General features: G+C 71.5%; 19 protein-coding genes. 3 read left to right on the top strand and 16 right to left on the bottom strand.

Annotated elements, in window-relative coordinates; all coding sequences use genetic code 11:
• The first annotated feature begins 104 nt into the window (after positions 1–104).
• Positions 105–659, top strand: coding sequence for a GNAT family N-acetyltransferase (locus ACI2K4_RS08015; protein WP_404509660.1), 555 nt, complete (start codon positions 105–107; stop codon positions 657–659).
• On the opposite strand, the gene ACI2K4_RS08010 is transcribed toward ACI2K4_RS08015, so the two are convergent.
• On the bottom strand, positions 632–1,975 hold the full coding sequence (locus ACI2K4_RS08010; RefSeq protein WP_404510298.1) for a glycosyltransferase 87 family protein: 1,344 nt from the start codon (positions 1,973–1,975) through the stop codon (positions 632–634). The two genes, ACI2K4_RS08015 and ACI2K4_RS08010, sit on opposite strands and share 28 nt — an antisense overlap.
• A 34-nt stretch (positions 1,976–2,009) precedes the next feature.
• On the opposite strand from ACI2K4_RS08010, the gene ACI2K4_RS08005 reads away from it, so the two are divergent.
• Positions 2,010–2,594, top strand: coding sequence for a GNAT family N-acetyltransferase (locus ACI2K4_RS08005; protein WP_404509659.1), 585 nt, complete (start codon positions 2,010–2,012; stop codon positions 2,592–2,594).
• Positions 2,595–2,658: 64 nt separating this feature from the next.
• On the opposite strand, the gene ACI2K4_RS08000 is transcribed toward ACI2K4_RS08005, so the two are convergent.
• From ACI2K4_RS08000 to ACI2K4_RS07985, 4 genes are all read right to left on the bottom strand, one after another.
• Positions 2,659–3,558, bottom strand: a complete 900-nt coding sequence (locus ACI2K4_RS08000) for a carbohydrate ABC transporter permease (RefSeq protein WP_404509658.1) — start codon at positions 3,556–3,558, stop codon at positions 2,659–2,661.
• Position 3,559: 1 nt separating this feature from the next.
• Positions 3,560–4,687: a carbohydrate ABC transporter permease gene (locus ACI2K4_RS07995; protein ID WP_404509657.1), complete on the bottom strand. Its 1,128-nt coding sequence runs from the start codon at positions 4,685–4,687 to the stop codon at positions 3,560–3,562.
• Positions 4,688–4,780: 93 nt separating this feature from the next.
• Positions 4,781–6,028: an extracellular solute-binding protein gene (locus ACI2K4_RS07990; RefSeq protein ID WP_404509655.1), complete on the bottom strand. Its 1,248-nt coding sequence runs from the start codon at positions 6,026–6,028 to the stop codon at positions 4,781–4,783.
• Positions 6,029–6,135: 107 nt separating this feature from the next.
• On the bottom strand, positions 6,136–7,200 hold the full coding sequence (locus ACI2K4_RS07985; protein ID WP_404509653.1) for a substrate-binding domain-containing protein: 1,065 nt from the start codon (positions 7,198–7,200) through the stop codon (positions 6,136–6,138).
• Between the two features lie 240 nt (positions 7,201–7,440).
• On the opposite strand from ACI2K4_RS07985, the gene ACI2K4_RS07980 reads away from it, so the two are divergent.
• The gene (locus tag ACI2K4_RS07980; protein ID WP_404509652.1) at positions 7,441–9,504 is read left to right on the top strand and encodes a glycogen debranching N-terminal domain-containing protein; all 2,064 of its coding nucleotides are present in this window, start codon (positions 7,441–7,443) and stop codon (positions 9,502–9,504) included.
• Positions 9,505–9,562: 58 nt separating this feature from the next.
• Here ACI2K4_RS07980 and dapB read toward each other — a convergent pair whose 3' ends face one another.
• The 11 genes from dapB to ACI2K4_RS07925 all read right to left on the bottom strand — a co-directional run bounded on the left by dapB (position 9,563) and on the right by ACI2K4_RS07925 (position 21,376).
• Entirely contained in the window at positions 9,563–10,315 is a 753-nt protein-coding gene (gene dapB, locus ACI2K4_RS07975) for a 4-hydroxy-tetrahydrodipicolinate reductase (protein WP_404510297.1), read from the bottom strand.
• Between the two features lie 152 nt (positions 10,316–10,467).
• A complete protein-coding gene (locus tag ACI2K4_RS07970) occupies positions 10,468–11,772 on the bottom strand; it encodes a M16 family metallopeptidase (protein WP_404509651.1) in 1,305 nt (434 codons plus the stop codon).
• Positions 11,773–11,998: 226 nt separating this feature from the next.
• Entirely contained in the window at positions 11,999–14,356 is a 2,358-nt protein-coding gene (locus tag ACI2K4_RS07965; RefSeq protein WP_404509650.1) for a polyribonucleotide nucleotidyltransferase, read from the bottom strand.
• Between the two features lie 283 nt (positions 14,357–14,639).
• On the bottom strand, positions 14,640–14,909 hold the full coding sequence (rpsO, locus tag ACI2K4_RS07960; RefSeq protein ID WP_404509648.1) for a 30S ribosomal protein S15: 270 nt from the start codon (positions 14,907–14,909) through the stop codon (positions 14,640–14,642).
• A gap of 117 nt (positions 14,910–15,026) precedes the next feature.
• Positions 15,027–15,998, bottom strand: coding sequence for a bifunctional riboflavin kinase/FAD synthetase (locus ACI2K4_RS07955; RefSeq protein ID WP_404509646.1), 972 nt, complete (start codon positions 15,996–15,998; stop codon positions 15,027–15,029).
• 46 nt (positions 15,999–16,044) lie between these two features.
• Positions 16,045–16,932 carry a tRNA pseudouridine(55) synthase TruB gene (gene truB / locus ACI2K4_RS07950; protein ID WP_404509645.1) on the bottom strand — a complete coding sequence of 296 codons (888 nt, stop codon included), beginning with the start codon at positions 16,930–16,932 and terminating at the stop codon, positions 16,045–16,047.
• Positions 16,929–18,035 carry an AraC family transcriptional regulator gene (locus ACI2K4_RS07945; RefSeq protein ID WP_404509643.1) on the bottom strand — a complete coding sequence of 369 codons (1,107 nt, stop codon included), beginning with the start codon at positions 18,033–18,035 and terminating at the stop codon, positions 16,929–16,931. Before ACI2K4_RS07945 ends, truB begins: the two co-directional genes overlap by 4 nt.
• Positions 18,036–18,151: 116 nt before the next feature.
• Positions 18,152–18,733, bottom strand: a complete 582-nt coding sequence (locus ACI2K4_RS07940; protein WP_404509642.1) for a flavoprotein — start codon at positions 18,731–18,733, stop codon at positions 18,152–18,154.
• A gap of 95 nt (positions 18,734–18,828) precedes the next feature.
• Positions 18,829–20,160 carry an MATE family efflux transporter gene (locus tag ACI2K4_RS07935; RefSeq protein WP_404509641.1) on the bottom strand — a complete coding sequence of 444 codons (1,332 nt, stop codon included), beginning with the start codon at positions 20,158–20,160 and terminating at the stop codon, positions 18,829–18,831.
• Between the two features lie 593 nt (positions 20,161–20,753).
• Positions 20,754–20,972 carry a DUF6186 family protein gene (locus ACI2K4_RS07930; RefSeq protein ID WP_404509640.1) on the bottom strand — a complete coding sequence of 73 codons (219 nt, stop codon included), beginning with the start codon at positions 20,970–20,972 and terminating at the stop codon, positions 20,754–20,756.
• A complete protein-coding gene (locus ACI2K4_RS07925; RefSeq protein ID WP_404509639.1) occupies positions 20,969–21,376 on the bottom strand; it encodes a hypothetical protein in 408 nt (135 codons plus the stop codon). Before ACI2K4_RS07925 ends, ACI2K4_RS07930 begins: the two co-directional genes overlap by 4 nt.
• Positions 21,377–21,454: the final 78 nt, after the last annotated feature.

The following is a 21,454-nucleotide window of genomic DNA, read 5'->3' as shown; positions in this document are numbered from 1 at the left end:
TCGCTTTTGGTAGAGGAAGGGCCCCTTCCTAACCGTTGGCACCTCCGGGCGGGGCGCGGGCGGGTGCGCTGGACTCGCCGCCCGGCAGGGGCTAGAACGGAGGCGTGCTGACCATCCGACCCGAGCAGCCCGCCGACGCCGACGCGGTGGCGAGCGTGCACGTACGCACCTGGCAGGCCGGATACGCCGGGATCATGCCGGACGAGGTGCTGGCGCGGCTGAACGTACAGGCGTGGGCGCAGCGGCGACGCGACGTCGGCACCGCCGAGCCGGACCACCCGTTCACCACCCTGCTCGCCGAACGGGACGACACGGTGATCGGCTTCACCACCTTCGGGCCGTACCGCAACAACCAGGACCGGGACGACCTCGACCAGGCGTACGGCGAGATTCTCACCATGTACGTCGACCCGGCGCACTGGGGCACCGGGGTCGGGCGGGAGCTGATGGACGCCGGACTGACCGGGCTGACCGGACGGGGCTGGCGGGACATCAGGCTCTGGGTGCTGGCGGAGAACCAGCGGGCCCGCCGCTTCTACGAACGGTTCGGACTGGTCGTCGACGGGGAGCAGTCGACGTACGAGGTCCAGGTGACCCTGGGGCAGCCGCCGGTCGGGCTGCTCGAACTGCGCTACTCCGCCCGCCTCGGCGAGCCCTGACCGGTCGCTACGGCGAGACCCGGATCGGCGGGCCGTGACCGGTTCCCGATCGGCGTGCCGAGCAGCAGCGCGATGCTGATCCAGACGTAGGCGTTGCTGCCGAGGAAGCCGTCCACACCGGTGAAGTCGTGTTCCCAGACCCAGACCAGCCGGCTGCACAGCAACACGTACGCGATGATCCCGAAGGCCAGCAGGGCGCGCCGCCGGCGGCTGCCGGCGGGCGCCGCGAGCCCGTGGTCGACCAGCAGCACCAGGGCCGGGATCAGCCAGACCAGGTGGTGCACCCAGGTCACCGGGCTGACCAGCGCACCGAGCGCCCCGGTCAGCGCCAGCCCGGCCACCTCGTCCCCGGCGGCCACCGCCCGGCGCACCCGCCAGGCCCAGACCAGCAGCGCGGCCACCACCAGCACCAGCCAGGCCAGGGTGCTCGGCTCGGCCGGGTCGAGCCGGGCGACCACGCCCCGCAATGACTGGTTCGAGATGAAGGCCAACTCGCCGACCCGGTCGGTGTCCCAGAGCGCGGTGGTCCAGAACTCCCGGGAGGCGTCCGGGGCGACCGCGGCGGCGACCAGGGTGGCCACCGCGGCGGTGCCGCTCGCCGTGACCGCCGCCCGCCACCGGCCGGTCACCAGCAAATAGACGATGAAGATGCCCGGGGTGAGTTTGATCGCGGTGGCCAGCCCGATGCCCACCCCGGCCCACCGGCGGTAGCGGGCCGGGTCGCGGCGGCGGGCCGATGGACGCGCCGGCAGGTCACGGCGGCCAGCCGGTGGGCGCCACGGCAGGGCGTGACCCGGCAGCCGGGTGCCCGGGGCGGCGTACCCGGGGCGGACCAGCCAGAGCAGGTCGGCCGCGACCAGCACCAGCAGCACCATGTTGACCTGGCCGAAGTCGACCGTCTCGCGCATCGGCTCGAACGCCGCCGCCAGGCAGACCGCGACCGCCAGCACGAACCAGCGGGTCCAGCCCATCCGGCGGGCGACCGGGTCGACCAGCCACCAGAGCAGCAGCACGCTGACCAGCGCGGTCACGGTGACGCTGAGCACGCTGGAGAGCAGGAACGGCAGGTACGCCAGCGGCAGCAGGAGCAGGGCGGCGAAGGGCGGGTAGGTGAAGCCGTACTTGCTGTTCGGCTTGAGCCAGTCGTAGATCTCGCCGCCCTCGCGGGCCCAGTAGTGCAGGGCACCGGAGTAGACCTTCAGGTCGAAGAAACCGTGCCCCACCGCCGCGACCGAGAGGAAGCCGGCCACCAGCACGGCCAGTGCGATCACGAAGAGCACCTGGTACCGGGTCTGCCGGAAGGCACCCTGCGCCACCGTCGTCTCCCTCGCGTCCGTACGCTCACCGTTCATGGCTCTCGGGTACGTCCGCCCGGCGCGTCCGGAGGACGCCGCCGAGATCGCACGCATTCAGCTCGCGACCTGGCGGGTCGCCTACCGCACACTGCTGCCCAGGCACGTGCTCGAACGGTTGGACGAGGGGTGGCTCGGCAAGCGGTGGAGCGCCGCGATCGAGGCACCGCCGTCCGCACAGCACCGGGTGCTGGTCGCGATCGAGCAGGCCGAACAATCGTATCTGGTGGGTTTTGCCGCATCCGGACCGGCAGACGAACAGTCCCTCGCCCCGGACGAGCCGGCCGACGCGCTCGGCCCGGACGTGGTCGCGGTGACCGACCTGCTGGTGGAACCGCGCTGGGGCCGCCGTGGGCACGGCAGTCGGCTGCTGGCGGCAAGCGTCGACCTGTGGCGCGAGGACAACATGGGTACGGCGGTCGCCTGGGCCTTCGACGGCGACCCCGCCACCCGGTCGTTCCTGACCAGCACGGGTTGGGAGCCGGACGGGGCGAGCCGGGCACTGGACGTGGACGACATGCTGGTGCCGCAGCTCCGCCTGCACGTCGCGCTCGCCGCCGAGGAGCCGGCCGGAACCGCCTGAGCGGCACCGGCAAAGCGCTCAGCCTTTGTCCGCGCCCTGGTTCGCGTCGCGGACGAAGGGGTACTCAACCCTTGTCCGCGCCCTGGTTGGCGTCGCGGACGAAGTAGCGCTGGAAGACCACGAAGATGATCGCCACCGGGATGGTGGCGAGCAGCGCGGCACCGAGCTTGAGCGGGTACTGCGTACCCACCCCGAGGGAGCCGCTGACCAGGTCGGCCAGACCGCGCGGCAGGGTGAACAGGCTCGGGTCCTGGACCGCGACCAGGGTGTGCGGGAACTCGTTCCAGGAGCCCTGGAAGCTGAGGATGGTCAGCGTGATCAGGGCCGGTCGGGCGGTCGGCAGCACCACCGACCAGAACGTACGGAACACACCAGCGCCGTCGATCCGGGCCGCCTCCTCGACGCTGAGCGGCACCGACTCGAAGAACTGCTTCATGATGAAGACCCCGGCGGCGTCGGCGAGCAACGGCAGGATCAACGCGGTGTACGTGTCGTAGATCCCGAGTTGGTTGAGCACCAGGAACTTCGGGATCAGCAGCACCACGCCCGGTACGGCCATCACCGCCACCACGGCGGCGAAGATCGCGCCCCGGCCGGGGAAGCGCAGCCGGGCCAGGGCGTAGCCGGCGAGCGAGTCGAGGAACACCCGACCGAGCGTCACCACCACCGTGACCAGCAGGGAGTTGCCCAGCCAGAGCGGGAAGTTGGTCCCCTCGAAGATCCGCTGGAAGCTGTCCAGCTCCACCGGGTTCGGCACCGGGGAGAGCGGGTTCGCCGCCGCGTCCGGTTCGCTCTTGAACGAGCTGGCGATCTGGATCACAAACGGGTAGAGGAAGACCAGCGCGAAGAAGATCAGGATGGCGTACCCGACGAAGCTGGTCACCAGGGCGCGTGGCTCGCGGCGGCCCGGGGTCGCGGTCTCGCGCCTCGTACGTTCCCGGGGTGGTTCGGTCAGCACGGCCATCTCACGACCTCCGCTCGGTACGACGGAACAGCCGGCGCGGGCGGCCGGCGTCCCGGTCACGCATCAACCGCCGTTGGGCCAGGGTCAGCAGGATGATGATCAGGAAGAGGACAAACGAGATCGCCGCACCGCTGCCGTAGTCGAAGTCCCGGAACGCGGTCCGGTAGGAGAGGTAGGCGGGGGTGAGCGTGGTCTTCGCCGGATTGCCCTGGCTCATCACGTAGATCTGGTCGAACACCTGCCAGGAGCCGATCAGGCCGAGGGTCAGCACCAGGAACAGGGTCGGTTTGATCATCGGCAGGGTGAGGTGGCGCAACCGCTGCCACCGGGTCGTACCGTCCAACACGCTGGCCTCCTCCAGCGCCACCGGCACCCCCTGCAGCGCGGCGAGGAACATCAGCATGAAGGTGCCCGAGGTGGTCCAGACGACCAGCACGATGATCGCGGTCAGCGCCACGCTCGGCCCGGCCAGCCAGTCCCACCAGGTCAGCCCGAACAGCCCGCCGTCGGTGAGCGCCGCCGGGGCCTGGTCCACCCCGAACAGCCCGAGGAACAGGTGCAGTACGCCACGCGAGTCGGCGAACCACTGCGGCCCGTCGATGCCGAACAGGCCCAGCAGCGCGTTGATCGCCCCGGAGTTGGCGAACATGAAGAGGAAGACCACGCTGATCGCGACCGAGCTGGTCACCGAGGGAAAGTAGAACGCGGTCCGGAAGAAGGACTTGCCCTTGAGCATCCGGTTGTTCACCACGAGGGCGAGGAAGAGAGCGAGCGCGGTCTGTACCGGTACGACGATCGCCACGTAGTACGCGTTGTTCCGGATCGCGGTCATGAAGTCGCGGCGGGCCAACCCGTCCTCGGTGAACAGGTGGGTGTAGTTGTCCGCGCCGACGAACGGGACCTTGCCGGTGAACGGGCTGCCCTGGCCGTTCCAGGAGGTGAGGCTCACCCAGAGCGCCATCAGGATCGGCAGCAGCATGAACAGGCCGAGGATCACCACGACCGGCGCTACGAAGGCCCAGCCGGCGGCCCGCTCGTTGCCACGGATGCCACCACGGATGCCGCCACGCCGAGGGCCCCGCCGACCGGTCTCGTCGTGGTGGGAGGTGGTCAACACTCCGGAAGCCATGCTTCCTCTTTTCGGGGGTGGGAAATTCACTGCGTGGTAAGGAAGGGCCCCTTGTACAACCGATTCCGATAACTAGGGGCCCTTCCTTGCGGGTCAGCCGCCGATGGTGGCGGCGGTGTTCTTCTGCAGGTTGCTCAGGATGGTCTTCGGGTCGGTGTTGGCCAGCGCGGAGAGCTGGGCGTCGAAGTCGGCCAGCACGCTGTCCATCTTCGGGGCGTTCACCGGGCCCTGGGCGTAGTCGGCAGCGTCGATGAACGGCTTGTCCGCCGGGAACGCCTGGGTGTACTGGTCCCGGGCCGACTCGCGCGACGGCATGACGCCGAACGACTTGGCGAAGGTCATCTGCTGGTCGACGCTGGTCATCGCCTCGACGAACTTGATCGCCTGGTCCTTGAACTTGCTCTTGGCCGCGATGCCCCAGCAGTTGGTGAAGGAGAGCGTGCCCTTGCCCTTCGGGCCGGTTGGCAGCGGGTGTACCGAGTACTTGACGTTCGGGAAGTCGTTCTGCAGGCCGCCCTTGATCCAGTTGCCCTCGATGGTCATCGCGACCTTGCCCTTGCCGAACGCCTCACCGGCCCAGCCGGCGTCGAGCTGCTTCGGGTACTGCGCCAGTCCGGCGGCGAGCAGGCTCTTGACGTACTCCAGGGCCTGGAGGTTCTCCGGGGTGTCGGCGGTGGCCCGCTTGCCGTCGGCGCTGGTGATCCAGCCGCCGGCCTGGGTCAGGAAGGCGCCGACCCGGTCCCGGGTGTCGCCGATGGCCAGCGGCGTGATCCCCTTGGCCTTGATCTTCTGCGCGGTCGTGGTGAGCTGTTCCCAGGTGGTCGGGATGTCGGCGTCGGTCAGCCCGGCCTTGCTCCACAGCTCGGTGTTGACCTGAAGGGCGAGGGTGGAGAAGTCTTTTGGCGCGCAGTAGAACTTGCCGTCGTAGGTGAACGTGGTGCGCAGGCTGTCGTAGAAGTCGTCCTTGCCGGCAAGCTTGTCACCGTACGGTTCCAGCGCACCGACGCTGGCGTAGTCGGCGAAGCGTCCGGCGTCGACGTAGAACACGTCCGGCGGGGTCCCACCGGCGAGCGCCTGGCCGAGTTGCTGGGTGAGGTCCTGCGCGGGGGTGACGGTGGCGGTGTTGCCGGAGCCGCTGGCCCAGGCGGTCGCCGCGTCCTGGACCGCCTTGGTCTCGGCTGCCCCGGAGGAGCCGATCAGGATCTGCAACGATGCGGGGCCGCTGCTCTGGGCGCCGCCGGACTGGTCGTCGTCGAAGCCACCGCCGCAGGCGGCGGAGCCGAACAATGCCGCCACGGCGATACCCGCCACGGCAGTGTGCCGGATCAAACGTCGTGCCATCTCAAACTCTCCTGATCGGGGATGGGATTGCTCAGTACGGGGTGAAGCTGTGGAGCCCGGTTCGAGGCGGGGTGGACCTGGAACCCGGTTCGAGCGGGGGCGCCGGGTCAGCCGGACCGCCGGACCACCAGCGCCGGCGCCAGCAGCACCTGGGCGGGGGTGCCCGGGGGCGGGCCCGGTGGGCCGCCAAAATGAGCCGAGGCGTCGGCGTGGGTTGAGCCGCCGGAGTGGGCCGAGCCGCCGCCGTCGAGCACCTCGGCGAGCAGGTCGACACAGCTCGCCGCGGCCTCGGCCAGTGGCTGGCTGACGCTGGTCAGGCCGATCGCCTGGGCGACCGGGGTGTCGTCGAAACCGGTGACCGCGACCTGGGCCGCGCGCTCCCGGACCGCCTGCAGGGCGCCGAGCGCCAGCGAGTCGCTGGCGCAGACCAGGGCGGTCGGCGGCGTCGGCAGGTCAAGCAACCGGCGTGCCACCTCCTCACCCTGGGTGATGCCATCGGGGGTCTCCCGATCGAGTTCGGTCGCGTCGGCACCGATCGCGGAGACGGTCGACGCCCAGCCAGCGCGGCGGTCGTCACCCACACCGGAGCCCGCCGGCCAGCCAATGAAGGCTATCCGTCGGTGACCCTGCGTCACCAGATGAGAAGTTGCCGCAGCGGTGCCGGCGGCACCGTCGACGTCGACCCACGGGTAGCGCTCCGGCGCGTCCCAGGACCGACCGAAGGTGACGAAGGGGACCTTCCGTTCGGCCAGCCAGGCGGTCCGTACGTCACCGTGGTCGGTGCCGGTGAGCACGAACGCGTCCAGGTCGTACGCGCCGAGCAGGTCGTCGTAGGTGGCGATCTCGTTCGCGGCGTCGGTGGCGGTGTAGAGCATCACGCGGTAACCGGCCACACCGGCGGCCTCGGTGAGCCCGTGCAGGAAACGGTCGAGCACCGAGCCGTTGATGCCGTCACGGGTCGGTTCGATCCGTACGGCGATCAACTGGGAGCGTCCGGTACGCATCTGCCGGGCCGCCTGGCTGGCCCGGTAACCGAGCGCGGCGATCGCCTCCCGGACCCGCTCGCGGGTCTCCTCCCGGACGATCTCCGGACTGTGGATCACGTTCGAGACGGTCTGGCGACTGACCCCGGCTTGCCGGGCCACTGTCGCGATGGTCACTTTCTGGGCCATTGGTCCCTCCTCCCGTCTTGAACGTTCAAACTCTGATGCGGCATTATTGGATCGTTCAAGTTTCTGGAATGTTTCGCATGTTGCACTGCCCGCAAGCGATCTGTCAAGGGTTTCGTCGACGTCTCTCCGGCCCAACAAGCCCTGCCAGCACCACACGAAGCGCTACTCGCGCCGCACGAAGCCCCACCCGACAAAGCCTCGCCCGGACCGCACGACCCCGCCCCCGTTCAGGAGCCACACGTGACCAACGCCAACCGCCACCTGCAACCGCTACTGCACGACCTCGTCGGCGTCGTCCTGGCTCCCACCAGCGCGTTGAGCACCGCCGACGGGCAGATCCGGCCGGACGGCGTACAGGGCGTCTTCCACGCCGACGCCCGGGTCCTCGCCCGCGCCGAACTGCTGGTGGACGGTCGCGAGCCGGAACCGATCAGCCACGGCACGGACGGCCCGCACGGCGCCCGCTTTGTCGCCCTGGTCCGCTGGCACGGCGACCCGACCCCGGACCCGACCGTACGGATCGACCGGATCCGCCGGATGACCCCGCGCGGACTGACCGAGGAGATCCAGGTCGTCTCCACCGCCGCAGTGCCGGTACGGGCCGAGGTCACCCTCGACGTCGGCTGCGACCTGGCGCCGATCGAGGTGGTCAAGTCGGACGGTCCCACCACCGACCTCGAACCCAAGAGCGGCGAGCCCGGCCAGCTCACCTGGTCGGCCGAGGGCACCACCGTGGTGCTCACCGGCGAGGCGGCCACCGTCGTACCCGGCTCCGGCCGGCTCTCCTGGCCGGTGGAGCTGGCACCGCGCGGTCGCGCCGTACTGCGCTGGCGGCTGTTGGTCGACGACCCGCGCGCGGTGGTCGTCACGCCGCCGGCCGAACCCGCCTGGTCCCGCCCGGAGGTACGGTCCGACGACCGGCGGCTGAGCCGGCTGCTCGACCGGTCCCTGGACGACCTGCGCGGACTGCGCCTGGCCGAGGTGGGCGCCCCGCACGAGGTGTTCCTCGGCGCCGGTGTGCCCTGGTTCCTCACCCTGTTCGGCCGGGACAGCCTCTGGGCCGCCCGGATGATGCTCCCGCTCGGCACCGACCTGGCCGCCAGCACGCTCCGGGTGCTGGCTCGCCGGCAGGGCGTCCGGGTCGACCCGGACTCCGGCGAGGCTCCCGGCAAGATCATGCACGAGCTGCGCCGGCACGATGTCACCCTGGTCGGCGACGGCCTGCGGCTGCCCGCCGCCTACTACGGCACGGTGGACGCGACCATGCTCTGGGTCAGCCTGCTGCACGACGCCTGGCGCTGGGGGCTCGCCGAGGAGCAGGTCGCCGACCTGCTGCCGCACCTGGAGGCGGCGCTCGGTTGGCTGGCCGAGCACGCCGACGCCGACGGTGACGGCTTCGTCGAGTACGTCGACACCAGCGGTCGCGGCCTGGCCAACCAGGGCTGGAAGGACTCCTTCGACTCGGTTCGGTTCCGCGACGGCTCGCTCGCCCGGGCCCCGATCGCCCTCGCCGAGGTGCAGGGCTACGCGTACGAGGCGGCAACCCACGGCGCGGCCCTGCTGGACGCGTACGGTCGCCCCGGAGCGGAGCGCTGGCGTGACTACGCCGGAACGCTCGCCGAACGGTTTCGCGACCGGTTCTGGGTCGACGGACCCGACGGGGCGCACCCGGCCCTGGCCCTGGACCGGGACAAGCGCCCGGTCGACTCGCTGACCAGCAACATCGGCCACCTGCTCGGCACCGGGCTGCTCTCGGCCACGGAATCGGCACGGGTCGCCGAGGCGCTGGCCGGTCCGGGCCTGGCCGGTGGCTTCGGGCTACGCACGATGTCCTCGACCGACGGCGGCTTCAGCCCGTTGTCGTACCACTGCGGTTCGGTCTGGACCCACGACACCGCGATCGTCATCGCCGGCCTGGCCCGTGAGGGGTTCACCGACCCGGCGGCCCAGCTCGCCGAAGGGCTGCTCAGCGCGGCCGAGGCGTTCGACTACCGGCTGCCCGAACTGTTCGGCGGCGACGACCGGGCCACCCTGGGCCGGCCGGTCCCCTACCCGGCCGCCTGCCAGCCGCAGGCGTGGGCCGCTGCCGCCGCCGTGGTGCTGCTGCAGGTGGCGGTCGGGCTCTACCCGGACGTGCCGGCCGGCACCGTACGCCTGCGTCCGCTGCGCGGTGCCCCGCTCGGCGCGGTGGACGCGCGGCGGCTGCGGGTGGCCGGCGCCCCGGTCGACGTGAGCGTCGACCCGACCGGCACCGCCACCATCACCGGCCTGCCGGCCAACCTCACCATCGCCCCCGAGCGCTGAGAGGTAAGGAAGGGCCCCTTATTAACGCATAGCGTTAATAAGGGGCCCTTCCTTACGCTCAGTCGAGTAGGGGGTCGAGGCCGAGGGTGAGGCCGGGACGGCGGGTCACCTCGCGAACGGCGAGCAGCACCCCGGGCATGAACGAGGCCCGGTCGTACGAGTCGTGCCGAATGGTGAGCGTCTCGCCGGTCGTACCGAAGAGCACCTCCTGGTGCGCGAGCAAACCGGTGGCCCGGACCGCGTGCACCCGTACCCCGTCGACCTCGGCCCCCCGGGCGCCCGGCACCTCGTCCTTGGTCGCGTCGGGCATCGCGCCCAGCCCGGCCTCGGCCCGTGCCTGGGCGATCAGCCGCGCCGTGTGCGTCGCCGTGCCGCTCGGCGCGTCAAGCTTCTTCGGGTGGTGCTGCTCGATCACCTCGGCCGACTCGAAGAACCGGGCGGCGCGCGCGGCGAACTGCATCATCAGTACGGCGCCGATCCCGAAGTTCGGCGCGATCACCACTCCCACCCCGGGCTTGTGCGACAGCCAGTTGCGCACCCGCTCGAGCCGCTGCTCGGTGAAGCCGCTGGTGCCGACCACGACGCTGATCCCCTGCTCGACGCACCAGTGCAGGTTGTCCATCACCACGTCGGGGGTGGTGAAGTCGACGACCACCTCGGCACCGGCGTCCGAGGCGCTGAACAGCCCGTCGCCCTGGTCGACCATTGCCACCAGTTCGAGGTCCTCGGCGGCGTCCACCGCCTTGCACACCTCGATGCCCATCCGGCCTCGGGCGCCCAGCACCCCGACCCGGAGCGGCTCGGCCGACATCCGCGCCCGTGCTTCAAGTCCGTCACTCACGGGCCACAACCTATCCCACCGGGCACGAACGCACCCGGAGACGTCCTGACCCGGTCACGCCCGGCCGCAGCGGTGGTCAGCCGGCGGCGCCGAAGTCACCCCCGCCCGACCGGAAACGGTGGTCAGCCGGCGGCGCCGAAGTCGCCGTCACCGAACGGGCCGACCACGGCGAGCGACATCGGGCGGGCAAGCAGGTCGGCGGCGAGGGCGTTGACCTCGTCGGCGCTCACCGCGTCCACCCGGGCCAGCAACTGGTCCACCGAGAGCAGGTCGCCGTAGAGCAGCTCGCCCTTGGCCAGCCGGCTCATCCGCGAGCCGGTGTCCTCCAGGCCCAGCACGTACGAGCCCTTCGCCATGCCCTTGCCCCGGGCCAGTTCGCTCTCGGTGACGCCCTCGGCGGCCACCCGGGCCAACTCGGAGCGGACCAGCCCGAGCACCTCCTCGACCTTGCCCGGCGCACAGCCGGCGTAGACCGCGAAGAGGCCACTGTCGGCGTACTGGCTGGCGTAGGAGTAGACCGAGTAGGCCAGCCCGCGCTGCTCCCGGATCTCCTGGAAGAGACGGCTGGACATGCCGCCGCCGAGCACGTTGTTCAGTACGCCGAGCGCGAACCGCCGCTCGTCGACCCGCCCGATCCCGGCACAGCCGAGTACGACGTGCGCCTGCTCGCTCTCCTTGTGCTCGACCACCGTGCGGCCGGAGCGGGTACGCGCCGCCGGGCTGGCCGCGCGCGGCGGCGCCGGTTCGGCCGCCGGGGTGTCCAGCGGGGTTCCGCGCAGTGCCTGGCGGACCAGCTTGACCACGGTCGCGTGGTCGAGGTTGCCGGCGGCGGCGATCACGATGTTCGGCGCGACGTAGCGCTTCTTGTAGAAGCTCTGGATCTGCCGGCGGGTCATCGGGGAGATGGTCTCCTCGGTGCCCGAGATCAGCCGGCCGAGCGGGTGGTCGCCGTAGACGGCGCTGGCGAAGAGGTCGTGCACCTCGTCGCCCGGTTCGTCGTCGTGCATGGCGATCTCTTCGAGGATCACCCCGCGCTCGGTCTCGACGTCGGCCGGGTCGAGCACCGAGTCGGCGACCAGGTCGCACATCACGTCGATGGCCAACGGCAGGTCCTGGTCGAGCACCCGGGCGTAGTAGCAGGTGTACTCCTTGGTGGTGAAGGCGTTTGTCTCGCCCCCCACCGCCTCGATCTCGGCCGAGATCTCCAGCGCGCCGCGCTTGTTGGTGCCCTTGAAGAGCAGGTGCTCCAGGAAGTGCGAGACCCCGGCGGAGGAGCCGGTCTCGTCCCGGGAGCCGACACCCACCCAGATGCCGAACGAGACGCTGCGCACCGTGGGGATCGCCTCGGTGAGCACCCGCAGCCCGCTGGGCAGGACGGTACGGCGCACGGTGCCACCCAGCGGGTCGGCGCTGAGCGTACGGGTCACGGCCCGGGTCTGGGCGGCCCGCTCTTCCCCGGCGACACCGGGTTTGCCGGCGGACCGGTGAACACGCCGCGGAGTCAGCGCGGACGGGGGTTGGGTATCGCGCTTCAAGAGGCCAGGACTCCTAGTTCGACGGAGATGGACAGGGCCGTGTCCCATCGACATGGTCGACAGGCCACGGCCCGAGGTGTGGGCGTGCCCCGTGCCGGGACACGCCCACTCCGGTGGATCAGCTACGGCGGTCCCGACGACGGCGCTCGCCGCCGCCCTCGCCGCCGCCCTCACCGTCACCACGGCTCGGGCCACGGTCGCCCCGGTCCCGGTCACCCCGGTCACGCGGGCCACGGTCGCCCCGGTCGCGGCCGGCCGGACGCTCGGCACCGGCCTCGGCGGCCGGGGCCTCCTCGCCCTCGGGCCGCACCTTGTCCAGGTAGATCTTGCCGCGGGCGTCGATGTCGGCGATGGAGACCTCGACCCGGTCGCCGACGTTGAGGAAGTCCTCGACCCGCTCGACCCGCTTGCCGTCGCCGACCTTCGAGATGTGCAGCAGGCCGTCCCGGCCGGGCAGCAGCGAGACGAAGGCACCGAACGCGGCGGTCTTCACCACCGTGCCGAGGAACTTGTCCCCGACCTTCGGCAGCGTCGGGTTCGCGATCGCGTTGATCCGCTCGACCGCGGCCTCGGCCGACGGGCCGTTGGTCGCGCCGACGTAGATCGTGCCGTCGTCCTCGATCGAGATCTCGGCGCCGGTCTCGTCCTGGATGGCGTTGATGGTCTGGCCCTTCGGCCCGATCACCATGCCGATCTTGTCGACCGGGATCTTCACCGTGGTGACCCGGGGCGCGTAGTCCGACATGGTGGCCGGACCCTCGATCGCCGCCTGCATCACGCCGAGGATCGTGGTCCGGGCCTCGTTCGCCTGCTGCAACGCGGCGGCGAGCACGTCCGACGGGATGCCGTCGAGCTTGGTGTCGAGCTGCAACGCGGTGACGAACTCCGGGGTGCCGGCGACCTTGAAGTCCATGTCACCGAACGCGTCCTCGGCGCCGAGGATGTCGGTGAGCGTGACGTACTGGGTCTTGCCGTCGACCTCGTCCGAGATCAGGCCCATCGCGATGCCGGCGACCGGCGCCTTGAGCGGCACACCGGCGCTCAGCAGCGCCAGGGTGGACGCGCAGACCGAGCCCATGCTGGTGGAGCCGTTCGAGCCGAGCGCCTCGGAGACCTGGCGGATCGCGTACGGGAACTCCTCGCGCCCCGGCAGCACCGGGATGAGGGCCCGCTCGGCGAGCGCACCGTGACCGATCTCACGACGCTTCGGCGCACCGACCCGGCCGGTCTCACCGGTCGAGTACGGCGGGAAGTTGTAGTTGTGCATGTAGCGCTTGGACTTCTCCGGGGAGAGGGTGTCCAGCGCCTGCTCCATCCGGAGCATGTTGAGCGTGGTGACGCCGAGGATCTGCGTCTCGCCGCGCTCGAACAGCGCCGAACCGTGCACCCGGGGCAGCACCTGGATCTCGGCGGTCAGCGGCCGGATGTCACGGGGACCCCGGCCGTCGATCCGGACCTGCTCGCGCAGCACCCGGGCGCGTACCTCGGACTTGGTCAGCGACCGGAAGGCGGCGCTGACCTCGCGCTCGCGCCCCTCGTAGTCGGCGGCGAGCTGCTCGCGCACCCGGTCCTTGATCCGGTCCAGCGCGTCCTCACGCTCGGCCTTACCGGCGATCTTGAGCGCCTCGGCGACCTCGCCCCGGGCGATCCCGGCGACCGCCTCGAAGACGTCGTCGGTGTAGTCCAGGAAGACGGGGAACTCGGCCACCGGCTTCGCCGCCACGGCGGCCAGCTCGCTCTGCGCCCGGCACAGCTCGCGGATGGCCGGCTTCGCGGCCTCCAGGCCGCTCGCCACGACCTCCTCGGTCGGGGCGACCGCACCGCCGGCGACCAGCGCCACGGTGTGCTCGGTCGCCTCGGCCTCGACCATCATGATGGCGACGTCGCCGTCCGGCAGGGTGCGGCCGGCCACGACCATGTCGAAGGTGGCCCGGGCCAGCTCCTCGTGGGTCGGGAAGGCAACCCACTGGCCGTCGATGTGGGCCATCCGGGTCGCCCCGATCGGGCCGGAGAACGGCAGGCCGGAGAGCTTGGTGGAGAGCGACGCCGCGTTGATCGCGACGACGTCGTACGGGTGCTGCGGGTCGAGCGCGAGCACGGTCTCGACGACCTGGACCTCGTTGCGCAGGCCCTTGACGAAGGACGGGCGCAGCGGCCGGTCGATCAGCCGGCAGGTGAGGATCGCGTCCTCGCTCGGGCGACCCTCGCGGCGGAAGAACGAGCCGGGGATCCGGCCCGCGGCGTACATCCGCTCCTCGACGTCGACGGTGAGCGGGAAGAAGTCGAACTGCTCCTTGGGCTGCTTGCCCGCGGTGGTGGTGGAGAGAACCGTCGTCTCGCCGAGCTGGGCGATGACGGAGCCGGCGGCCTGGCGGGCCAGCCGGCCGGTGGAGAAGGTGATCTCACGGGTGCCGAACGCACCGTTGTCGATCACGGCCTTGCTGTGCTCGGTGCCGAGGTTGTTCTGCTCGGTCATGAGTGTGTTGCACTCCTTCGGTCGTGGGGCTCACGACCGCCCGGTGCGTCGGTACGTCCCGGCGCACGCCCGGAAGGCTCGGGGAACTGTTCGAACGGCCGGTCTTCGATCGAAGCGCCCGGGGTGCCGGCTCGTTGCCGGGGGTCCGGGGGCCACTACCGAGGACCGGTGCCGACCCGCTCCCGCTTGGGTGGTCGCGCTGGCCCCGGTTATTCGTCGGTGACGGGTCGGGGGAGCGGGCGTCGCCGGGTCGGGCCCGGTCGCGCACCACTCCCCCGCTCGGTCACCTCCGCAGGCCGAGCCGCTCGATGAGCGACCGGTAGCGGTTGATGTCCTTCTTCTGCATGTAGTTGAGCAGCCGGCGACGACGGCCGACCAGCAGCAGCAGACCACGACGGCTGTGGTGGTCGTGCTTGTGCACCTTCAGGTGCTCGGTGAGGTCGGCGATGCGCTTGGTGAGAACCGCGACCTGGACCTCGGGCGAACCGGTGTCACCCTCGACGGTCGCGTACTCCTGCCGGATCTTGCTCTTTGCTTCCTGGTCGAGCGCCATTTTCTCCCTGTTCTGATGGGTTTCTTGGATAACCCTCGCTCCCGCGGCGTCGTGCAGGCGCGCGAGGACCCCCGTCGGTGACCCGACGTCTCCGCCACATTACCAGCCCGTGGCCGGTCAAGCCCCCGAAGGGCCGTCCGGACCCGCCGCGAGCAGGACTTCCCGGGTCTGGGCCACGTCCTCGTTGATCTGCGTCACCAGCGGTCCGACGCCGTCGTAGTGACGGGTCTCGCGCAGCCGGGTGACGAAGTCGAGCGCCAGCCGCTCACCGTAGAGATCACCGGTGAAGTCGAGCACGTACGCCTCGATCCGCCGCTCCTGGCCGTTGAAGGTGGGGTTGGTGCCGATCGACACCGCGGCCGGCAGCCGCTCCGGCTGGCCGCCGCGTCCCCCGTGCCGGATCATCCAGGCGGCGTAGATGCCGTCCGCCGGCACCGCCGCGTAGCGGTGGCAGAGCAGGTTGGCGGTGGGGAAGCCGATCTCACGTCCCCGCTGGTCGCCCCGGACCACCACACCCTCCAGCCGGTGCGGGCGGCCCAGCGCGGCCGCTGCGGCGGTCACGTCGCCCGCCGCCACACAGGCCCGGGTGTACGTCGACGAGAAGACCGTGTCGTCCCGGGCCACCAGCGGCGCGCCCTCCACCGCGAACCCGAAGGTACGGCCGAGCCGCTCCAGCAGCACCACGTCACCGGCCGCCCGGTGCCCGAAGCGGAAGTTCTCCCCCACCACGACCAGCGCCGCGTGCAGGTTCTCGACCAGCATGTTGTGCACGAACGCCTCGGCCGTGAGCCGGGAGAAGTCGGGCGTGAACGGCACCACCCAGAGCACGTCCACGCCGAGCGACTCGATCAGGTCGGCCCGCCGGGCCGGTTCGGTCAGCACCGCCGGGTGCGAGCCGGGTCGCACCACCTCCGACGGGTGCGGGTCGAAGGTGACCACCACCGACTGCACCCCGAGATCGCGGGCGCGCTTCACCGCGTACCCGATGATCGTCTGGTGCCCCTGGTGGACCCCGTCGAAAACCCCGATGGTGACCACCGACCGGCCCCAACCGCCCGGCACCCCGTCCAATCCCCGCCAGCGCTGCATGCGCGTCCTTTCCGATCCTCTGCCCGTCGCCCCCGACCACCCCGGGTCAGGCCGGCGCGAGCACGATCTCCGCCCGAGCCCGGCCGCCCCGCTCGCTGACGATAGCGATCAGGCCGCCGGCCGGGTCGAACACGGCGTACGGCCCGTCGATGCCGGCCGGCTCGAGCGGGCCACCGTGCGAGAGCACCTTCGCCTCGGCGGCGTCCGCCTGGCGCGAGGCGAAGAACCTGCGCGCCGCCGCCTCGACCGGCAGGCCGACCACGTCCCCCGGTTCGCGCTCGGCCAACTCGTCCAGGGTGACCGCCTCGGCGATGTCGAAGCCGCCGACGGCGGTCCGACGCAGCGCGGTGAGGTGTCCACCGACCCCGAGCGCGGCGCCCAGGTCGCGGGCGATGGCCCGGATGTACGTCCCGGACGAGCAGGCCACGTCGACGTCGAGGTCCACCAGTTCGGGGGTGGGTCGGCGGATCGCGAGCAGGTCGAGCCGGGAGACCGTCACCCGACGGGCGGCCAGGACCACCGCCTCCCCGTCGCGTACCCGCTTGTACGCCCGCTCCCCGTTGATCTTGATGGCGCTCACCGCGCTCGGCACCTGCTCGATCTCCCCGGTCAACGGGACCAGCCCGGCGGTCACCGCCGCGTCGGTCACCCCGCCCGCCGAGGTCTGCGCGACCACGTCCCCCTCGGCGTCGTCGGTGATCGTCGACTGGCCGAGCCGGATCGTCGCGGTGTAGCGCTTGCCGGCGCCGATCACGTACGTGAGCAGCCGGGTCGCCCGATTGACGCCGATCACCAGCACCCCGGTCGCCATCGGGTCGAGGGTGCCGCCGTGCCCGACCCGTCTGGTCCGGGCGAACCGGCGAATCCGCGCCACCACGTCATGCGACGTCATGCCGCCGGGCTTGTCCACCACGATCAGACCGTCCACGCTCACGGCCGCCAAGCCTGCCAGACGCCGCCCGGCCGGCGGCGCCGGCCCACACCGGCTCCGCCGTCCTCTCCCCCGCCACTCCCACCCGACCCGTGGTGCGCCGCCCGGTATGCGGCGGGCGTGGTCCCGACAACGGACCGGAAGGCCCGGTAGAGCTGGGTCTCACTGGCAAAGCCGGCGGCGGCGGCCAGCTCGCCCACCGGCCGTCGCGGATGGGTGAGCAGCAGGCGGCCGACGTGTTCCACCCGGATCCGACGCAGCTCGTCGGCGAGGGAGAGCGGGCTGTCGGCGAAGAGCCGGAACAGCGCGCGGCGCGACAGGTGGCAGGCGCGGGCCACGGATTCCGCGTCCAGCCGCTGGTCGGCGAAGTTTCCGCGCAGGTGCTCCAGGACCCGTACCCGCGCCAGCTCACCGGCATCCGGCTCGGACGGCCCGGCGCCCGCCGCCATCGCCACCACCGATGCCAGCAGGCCCACGGCGTGCTCGGTGAAGATCCCGGTGCCGTCCGGATCGCGGCGGGACAGCGCGGTCAGGGAGGTGAAGAAGCCGGCGACGACCGACGCCGGGCCGTCCGGGTCCAGGGGTACGGCCGTCGCCCGGCGCATCGCCCGCTCGGTCAGACCCGCCCGGTCGAGGAGTCTCGCGCTCGGCACCTGTACGACCAGTTGCTCGAACTCGGCACCGAAGGTGAAGGCGAACGGCCGGCTGCTGTCACAGACGACGATCGAGCCGGGAACCAGCTCGGTGCTACGGCGGTCCTGCTCCACCCCGCTGCTCCCGGCGAGCTGGATGGTCACCAGCGTGTATCCGCGCAGACCCCGGTCGATCAACGCGGGGGTACGGCGTACCCGCTGGCCGGTGGCGCGCACCCGGGAGAGTTGGAAATCGTCGTCGCCGAGGTGTTCGACGCTGGCGCGGAACGGCTGCCCGGTCAGCGGGACCGCCGCCAGGGGCACGATCGTACGACTGATCACCTCCCGGTAGGCGGCGAAGGCGTCCCGGACCCCGATCCCGTCGGTCGTCCACCCGGTGTGGGGCCGCCCGGTCTGCGGCCGTCCGGCTGCACCGGGGCGTGGTGCGGGCGGCTGACCACGGGAAACGACCACGGCCCGATGCTCGCACCCACGCCGCGCCCGCGTCCACGAGCCGCACTGTGGGCTCGATTACCCGCCCGGGACCCAGCCAGCCCATCCCGGCCGGCAAGCAGGGCGGGCCGGCTCGATCACCCCGCGAGCAGTTCCCGTACGGCGGCGACCACGGCCGGGGGCGGCGGCAACGTCGGGTTCTCGGCGACGCTGCGGCTCGCGACGTCGTACCGCTCGGCCCAGGCCGGATCCACCACGTGGTGGCCGTCCGCACGCAACTGCTCGATGTTGCGCGCGACCGAGGGTTTCGCCCACATGCTCGCGCTCATCACCGGGAAGAACACCACCGGGCAGGTCGCCGCCAGGATGACGCCGGCCAGGAGGTTCGGTGCGGCGCCGGTGGCCGCCGCCGCGAGCATGTTCGCCGTCGCCGGCAGGACGATCACGATGTCGTGGCCGGCGGCCAGGCTCGCCTGGTTGTCGGTCGGCCAGTCCGCCGGATCGTCCCCGGTGACCACCCGGTCGGCCAGCAGCCCGACGGTGTGCGCGGGAAGGAACCGCCGCGCCGAGTGCGTCATGACCACGGTCATCGTTTCGGCCAGCTCGGCGTGCAGTGCGGTGAGGTAGGGCGGCAGCATCGTGACCGACATGGAGCCACTCGCCCCCACCAGCAGTCGTGCCCTCGGTGACGCCACGACGGGGTCGCTCTGTTCGGACAAGGTTTCCTCCAGGCTCGGGTTCGGGTTCGAGCCTGTCCGACCACCGGCCGCCAGGTGCACACAATCGGTGCCAGGGGACCCACAACCGGTGCCGGTCAGCGGGTCGCGCCGGCCACCGCCCAGGCGCCGGAGCGCAGTCGGAGCAGCAGGCCGACCAGACGTACCAGCACGAGCAGCGCCAGGCCGGCCCAGATCCCGCCCAGCCCCAGGTCGAACGCGTACGCGAGCCAGATCGCGGGCAGGAAGGCGCAGACCGACGCGACGATGGTGAGGTTGCGCAGGAAGCGCAGGTCGCCCGCGCCGATCAGGACCCCGTCCAGGGCGAACACCACCCCGGCCACCGGTTGCATGGCGACGAACCACGGCCACGCGGTGAGTGCCTGTTCGCGTACCTGGTGGTCGGCGCTGAACCAGGACGGCACGACCGGCGTCCCGGCGGCGACGAGCAGCGCGAAGGCGAGCCCGCAGACCCCGCCGACGAGGGCGAACCGGCGAGCCAGGGCACGGGCACCCGCGACGTCACCGGCTCCGAGGGCCGCGCCGATCAACGCCTGCGCGGCGATCGCGAGGGCGTCCAGCGCGAGCGCGGTGAAGAACCACAGTTGCAGGGCGATCTGGTGCGCAGCCACCGACGCGGCACCGAAGCGGGCGGCGACGGCGGTGGCCGACAGGAAGCTGATCTGGAAGGCGGCGCCACGCACCAGCAGGTCCCGGCTGAGCACGAGCTGGTCGGCGATCATCCTCGGCCGGGGCCGTAGCGACACCCGCTCGGCCACCAGTGCCCCGACGAAGAGCAGGCCACCGGCGGTCTGGGCGACCACGTTCGCGACCGCGCTGCCGACCAGGCCGAGTCCGGCGGGATAGACCAGCAGCGGGCAGAGCACCGCCGAGAGCACGTTGGGGCCGAGCACGAAGTAGAGCGGACGTCGGGTGTCCTGCACACCCCGCAGCCAGCCGTTCCCCGCCGCCGCGAGCAGCAGCCCGGGAGCGCCGAGGGTGGCGATCCGCAGCCACGACGCGGCGGCACCGGCCACCTCGGGGTCGCCGCCGGCCAGCACCCGGGCCAGCGGCCCGGCCGTCACCTGCGCCACGACCAGGAGCAGCACGCCGACGGCGAGCGCCAACCACGACGCCTGTACGCCCTCGGCGACGGCCGCCGCGCGGTCACCGGCGCCGAACCGGCGGGCGGAACGGCCGGTGGTGCCGTACGCGGTGACGGTGCCGAGCCAGACGACCAGGGTCAGGACCGTGCCGCCGATCGCGAGCGCGGCGAGTGGCACCCTGCCGAGGTGCCCCACCACGGCGGTGTCGACCAGCACGTACAGCGGTTCGGCGGCGAGCACGACCAGGGCTGGCAGGGCCAGCCGGGCGATCCGGCGCGAGGAGACCGGCGGCGTGACGGGGCCGGCGGCGGTGAGGCTGCTCATCGGGCCCGATCCTGGCATGCACCGGTAAGGATCGCAATGTGTCGTCGGGCTTACCGGACCGGTCGGGGTCGGGAGCCGGGATCACGGCCTCCCGGGACCGACCTCGGCTCGACGGCCTCCCGGGACCGGTTCCCGCTCGACCGGCGGTGCGAGGGGTGGCGTGCCCGACCGCGTGGGCGGCGGGCGGCCGGCGGCCGAGTACGACGCTTCGGCCGTCAGCCGCGCACCGGGTACGTCACTGCCGGGTGTCCATCGACGTCTGCAACGCGCGCCGCGCCTGCTCACGCGCCTCGTCGTTGTTCTCCTGCTTGGTCTTCGCCGGTTGGGTCGCCATGGGAAGGCTCCTTTTCCAGGGCGCGCCGGGCACGCGGGGCGCGACCGGTCGCGTACGGGTTCTGCTGATCGCCTCGGACGCCCTCCGGGATCGCCGGACGGGTGGTCGGGGCAGCGTGAGCCCGGGTCGGTTGACCCTGGAGGCGGGCGGTGTCGGGTTGGGCACCGTCGTACGCATCACAAACCAAGCTATCGTTCAGGTCCACATCCTGTGCCCGATTCCCGCGATACGGAACGGTACGACGCGGTGACCTGCGGTGTCAGCGCGCGAAGAAGTGCCAGCCCAGCCACCACCAGAACCCGAAGAGGCCGATTCGGCCCACCGGGACCCGGCCCACCTCGTACCGCATCACCTGGGCGCAGACGTCACCGAGGGTCGGGATCCGGGAGCCCTCCCGCCGGGCCGCCCACTCCAGGACGGCAACCAGGGCGAAGGCCAGCGCGAACCCGCCGATCGCCAACAACCGAGTCGCGCTCATCGGCGTACCAACGCCCAGAACGCCGCCAACCAGCCGAAGTACGCCGCCGAGCGGAGAAGTTCGTCGGTGAGCAGCGGGTCGGCGAGCCGGGAGAAGGTGGGGAACTCGTCGCCGGACCCGGCCACGAAGGTGGCCCCCTCGAAAACACCAAAAACCGTCACCGGCAGCACCCACCAGACCGTGCCGGGCAGGGGTCGCTCGGGGGGCCGGCGGCGGGGCATCCGGCTGGCGAGTCCGAGCCAGATCAGCACACCACCGGTGGCGAGCGTGAAGAGGTTGGCCGAGAGCGAGAACGAGGGCAACTGCCCGCCGATCAGGGCGAGGAACGCGAGGATCGGTAGGGTAACGATGGGTTTGTCCCAGGGACGCGGCACTTCGACAGCTATTTCCGAGGGCTGCTCCATCTTCCGATTGTGCCCACGGTCACAGAGCGCCGAAAGTCCATTACTCCCCTGACTCGTCCCGGATTTCCGGTTCGACCC

Origin of the sequence: Micromonospora sp. NPDC050397 (assembly GCF_044901685.1) — a bacterium.
Classification (GTDB): Bacteria; Actinomycetota; Actinomycetes; order Mycobacteriales; family Micromonosporaceae; genus Micromonospora_G.
Note: the sequence above shows the minus strand (reverse complement) of the source record. Positions and strands in the feature narration are given on the sequence as shown.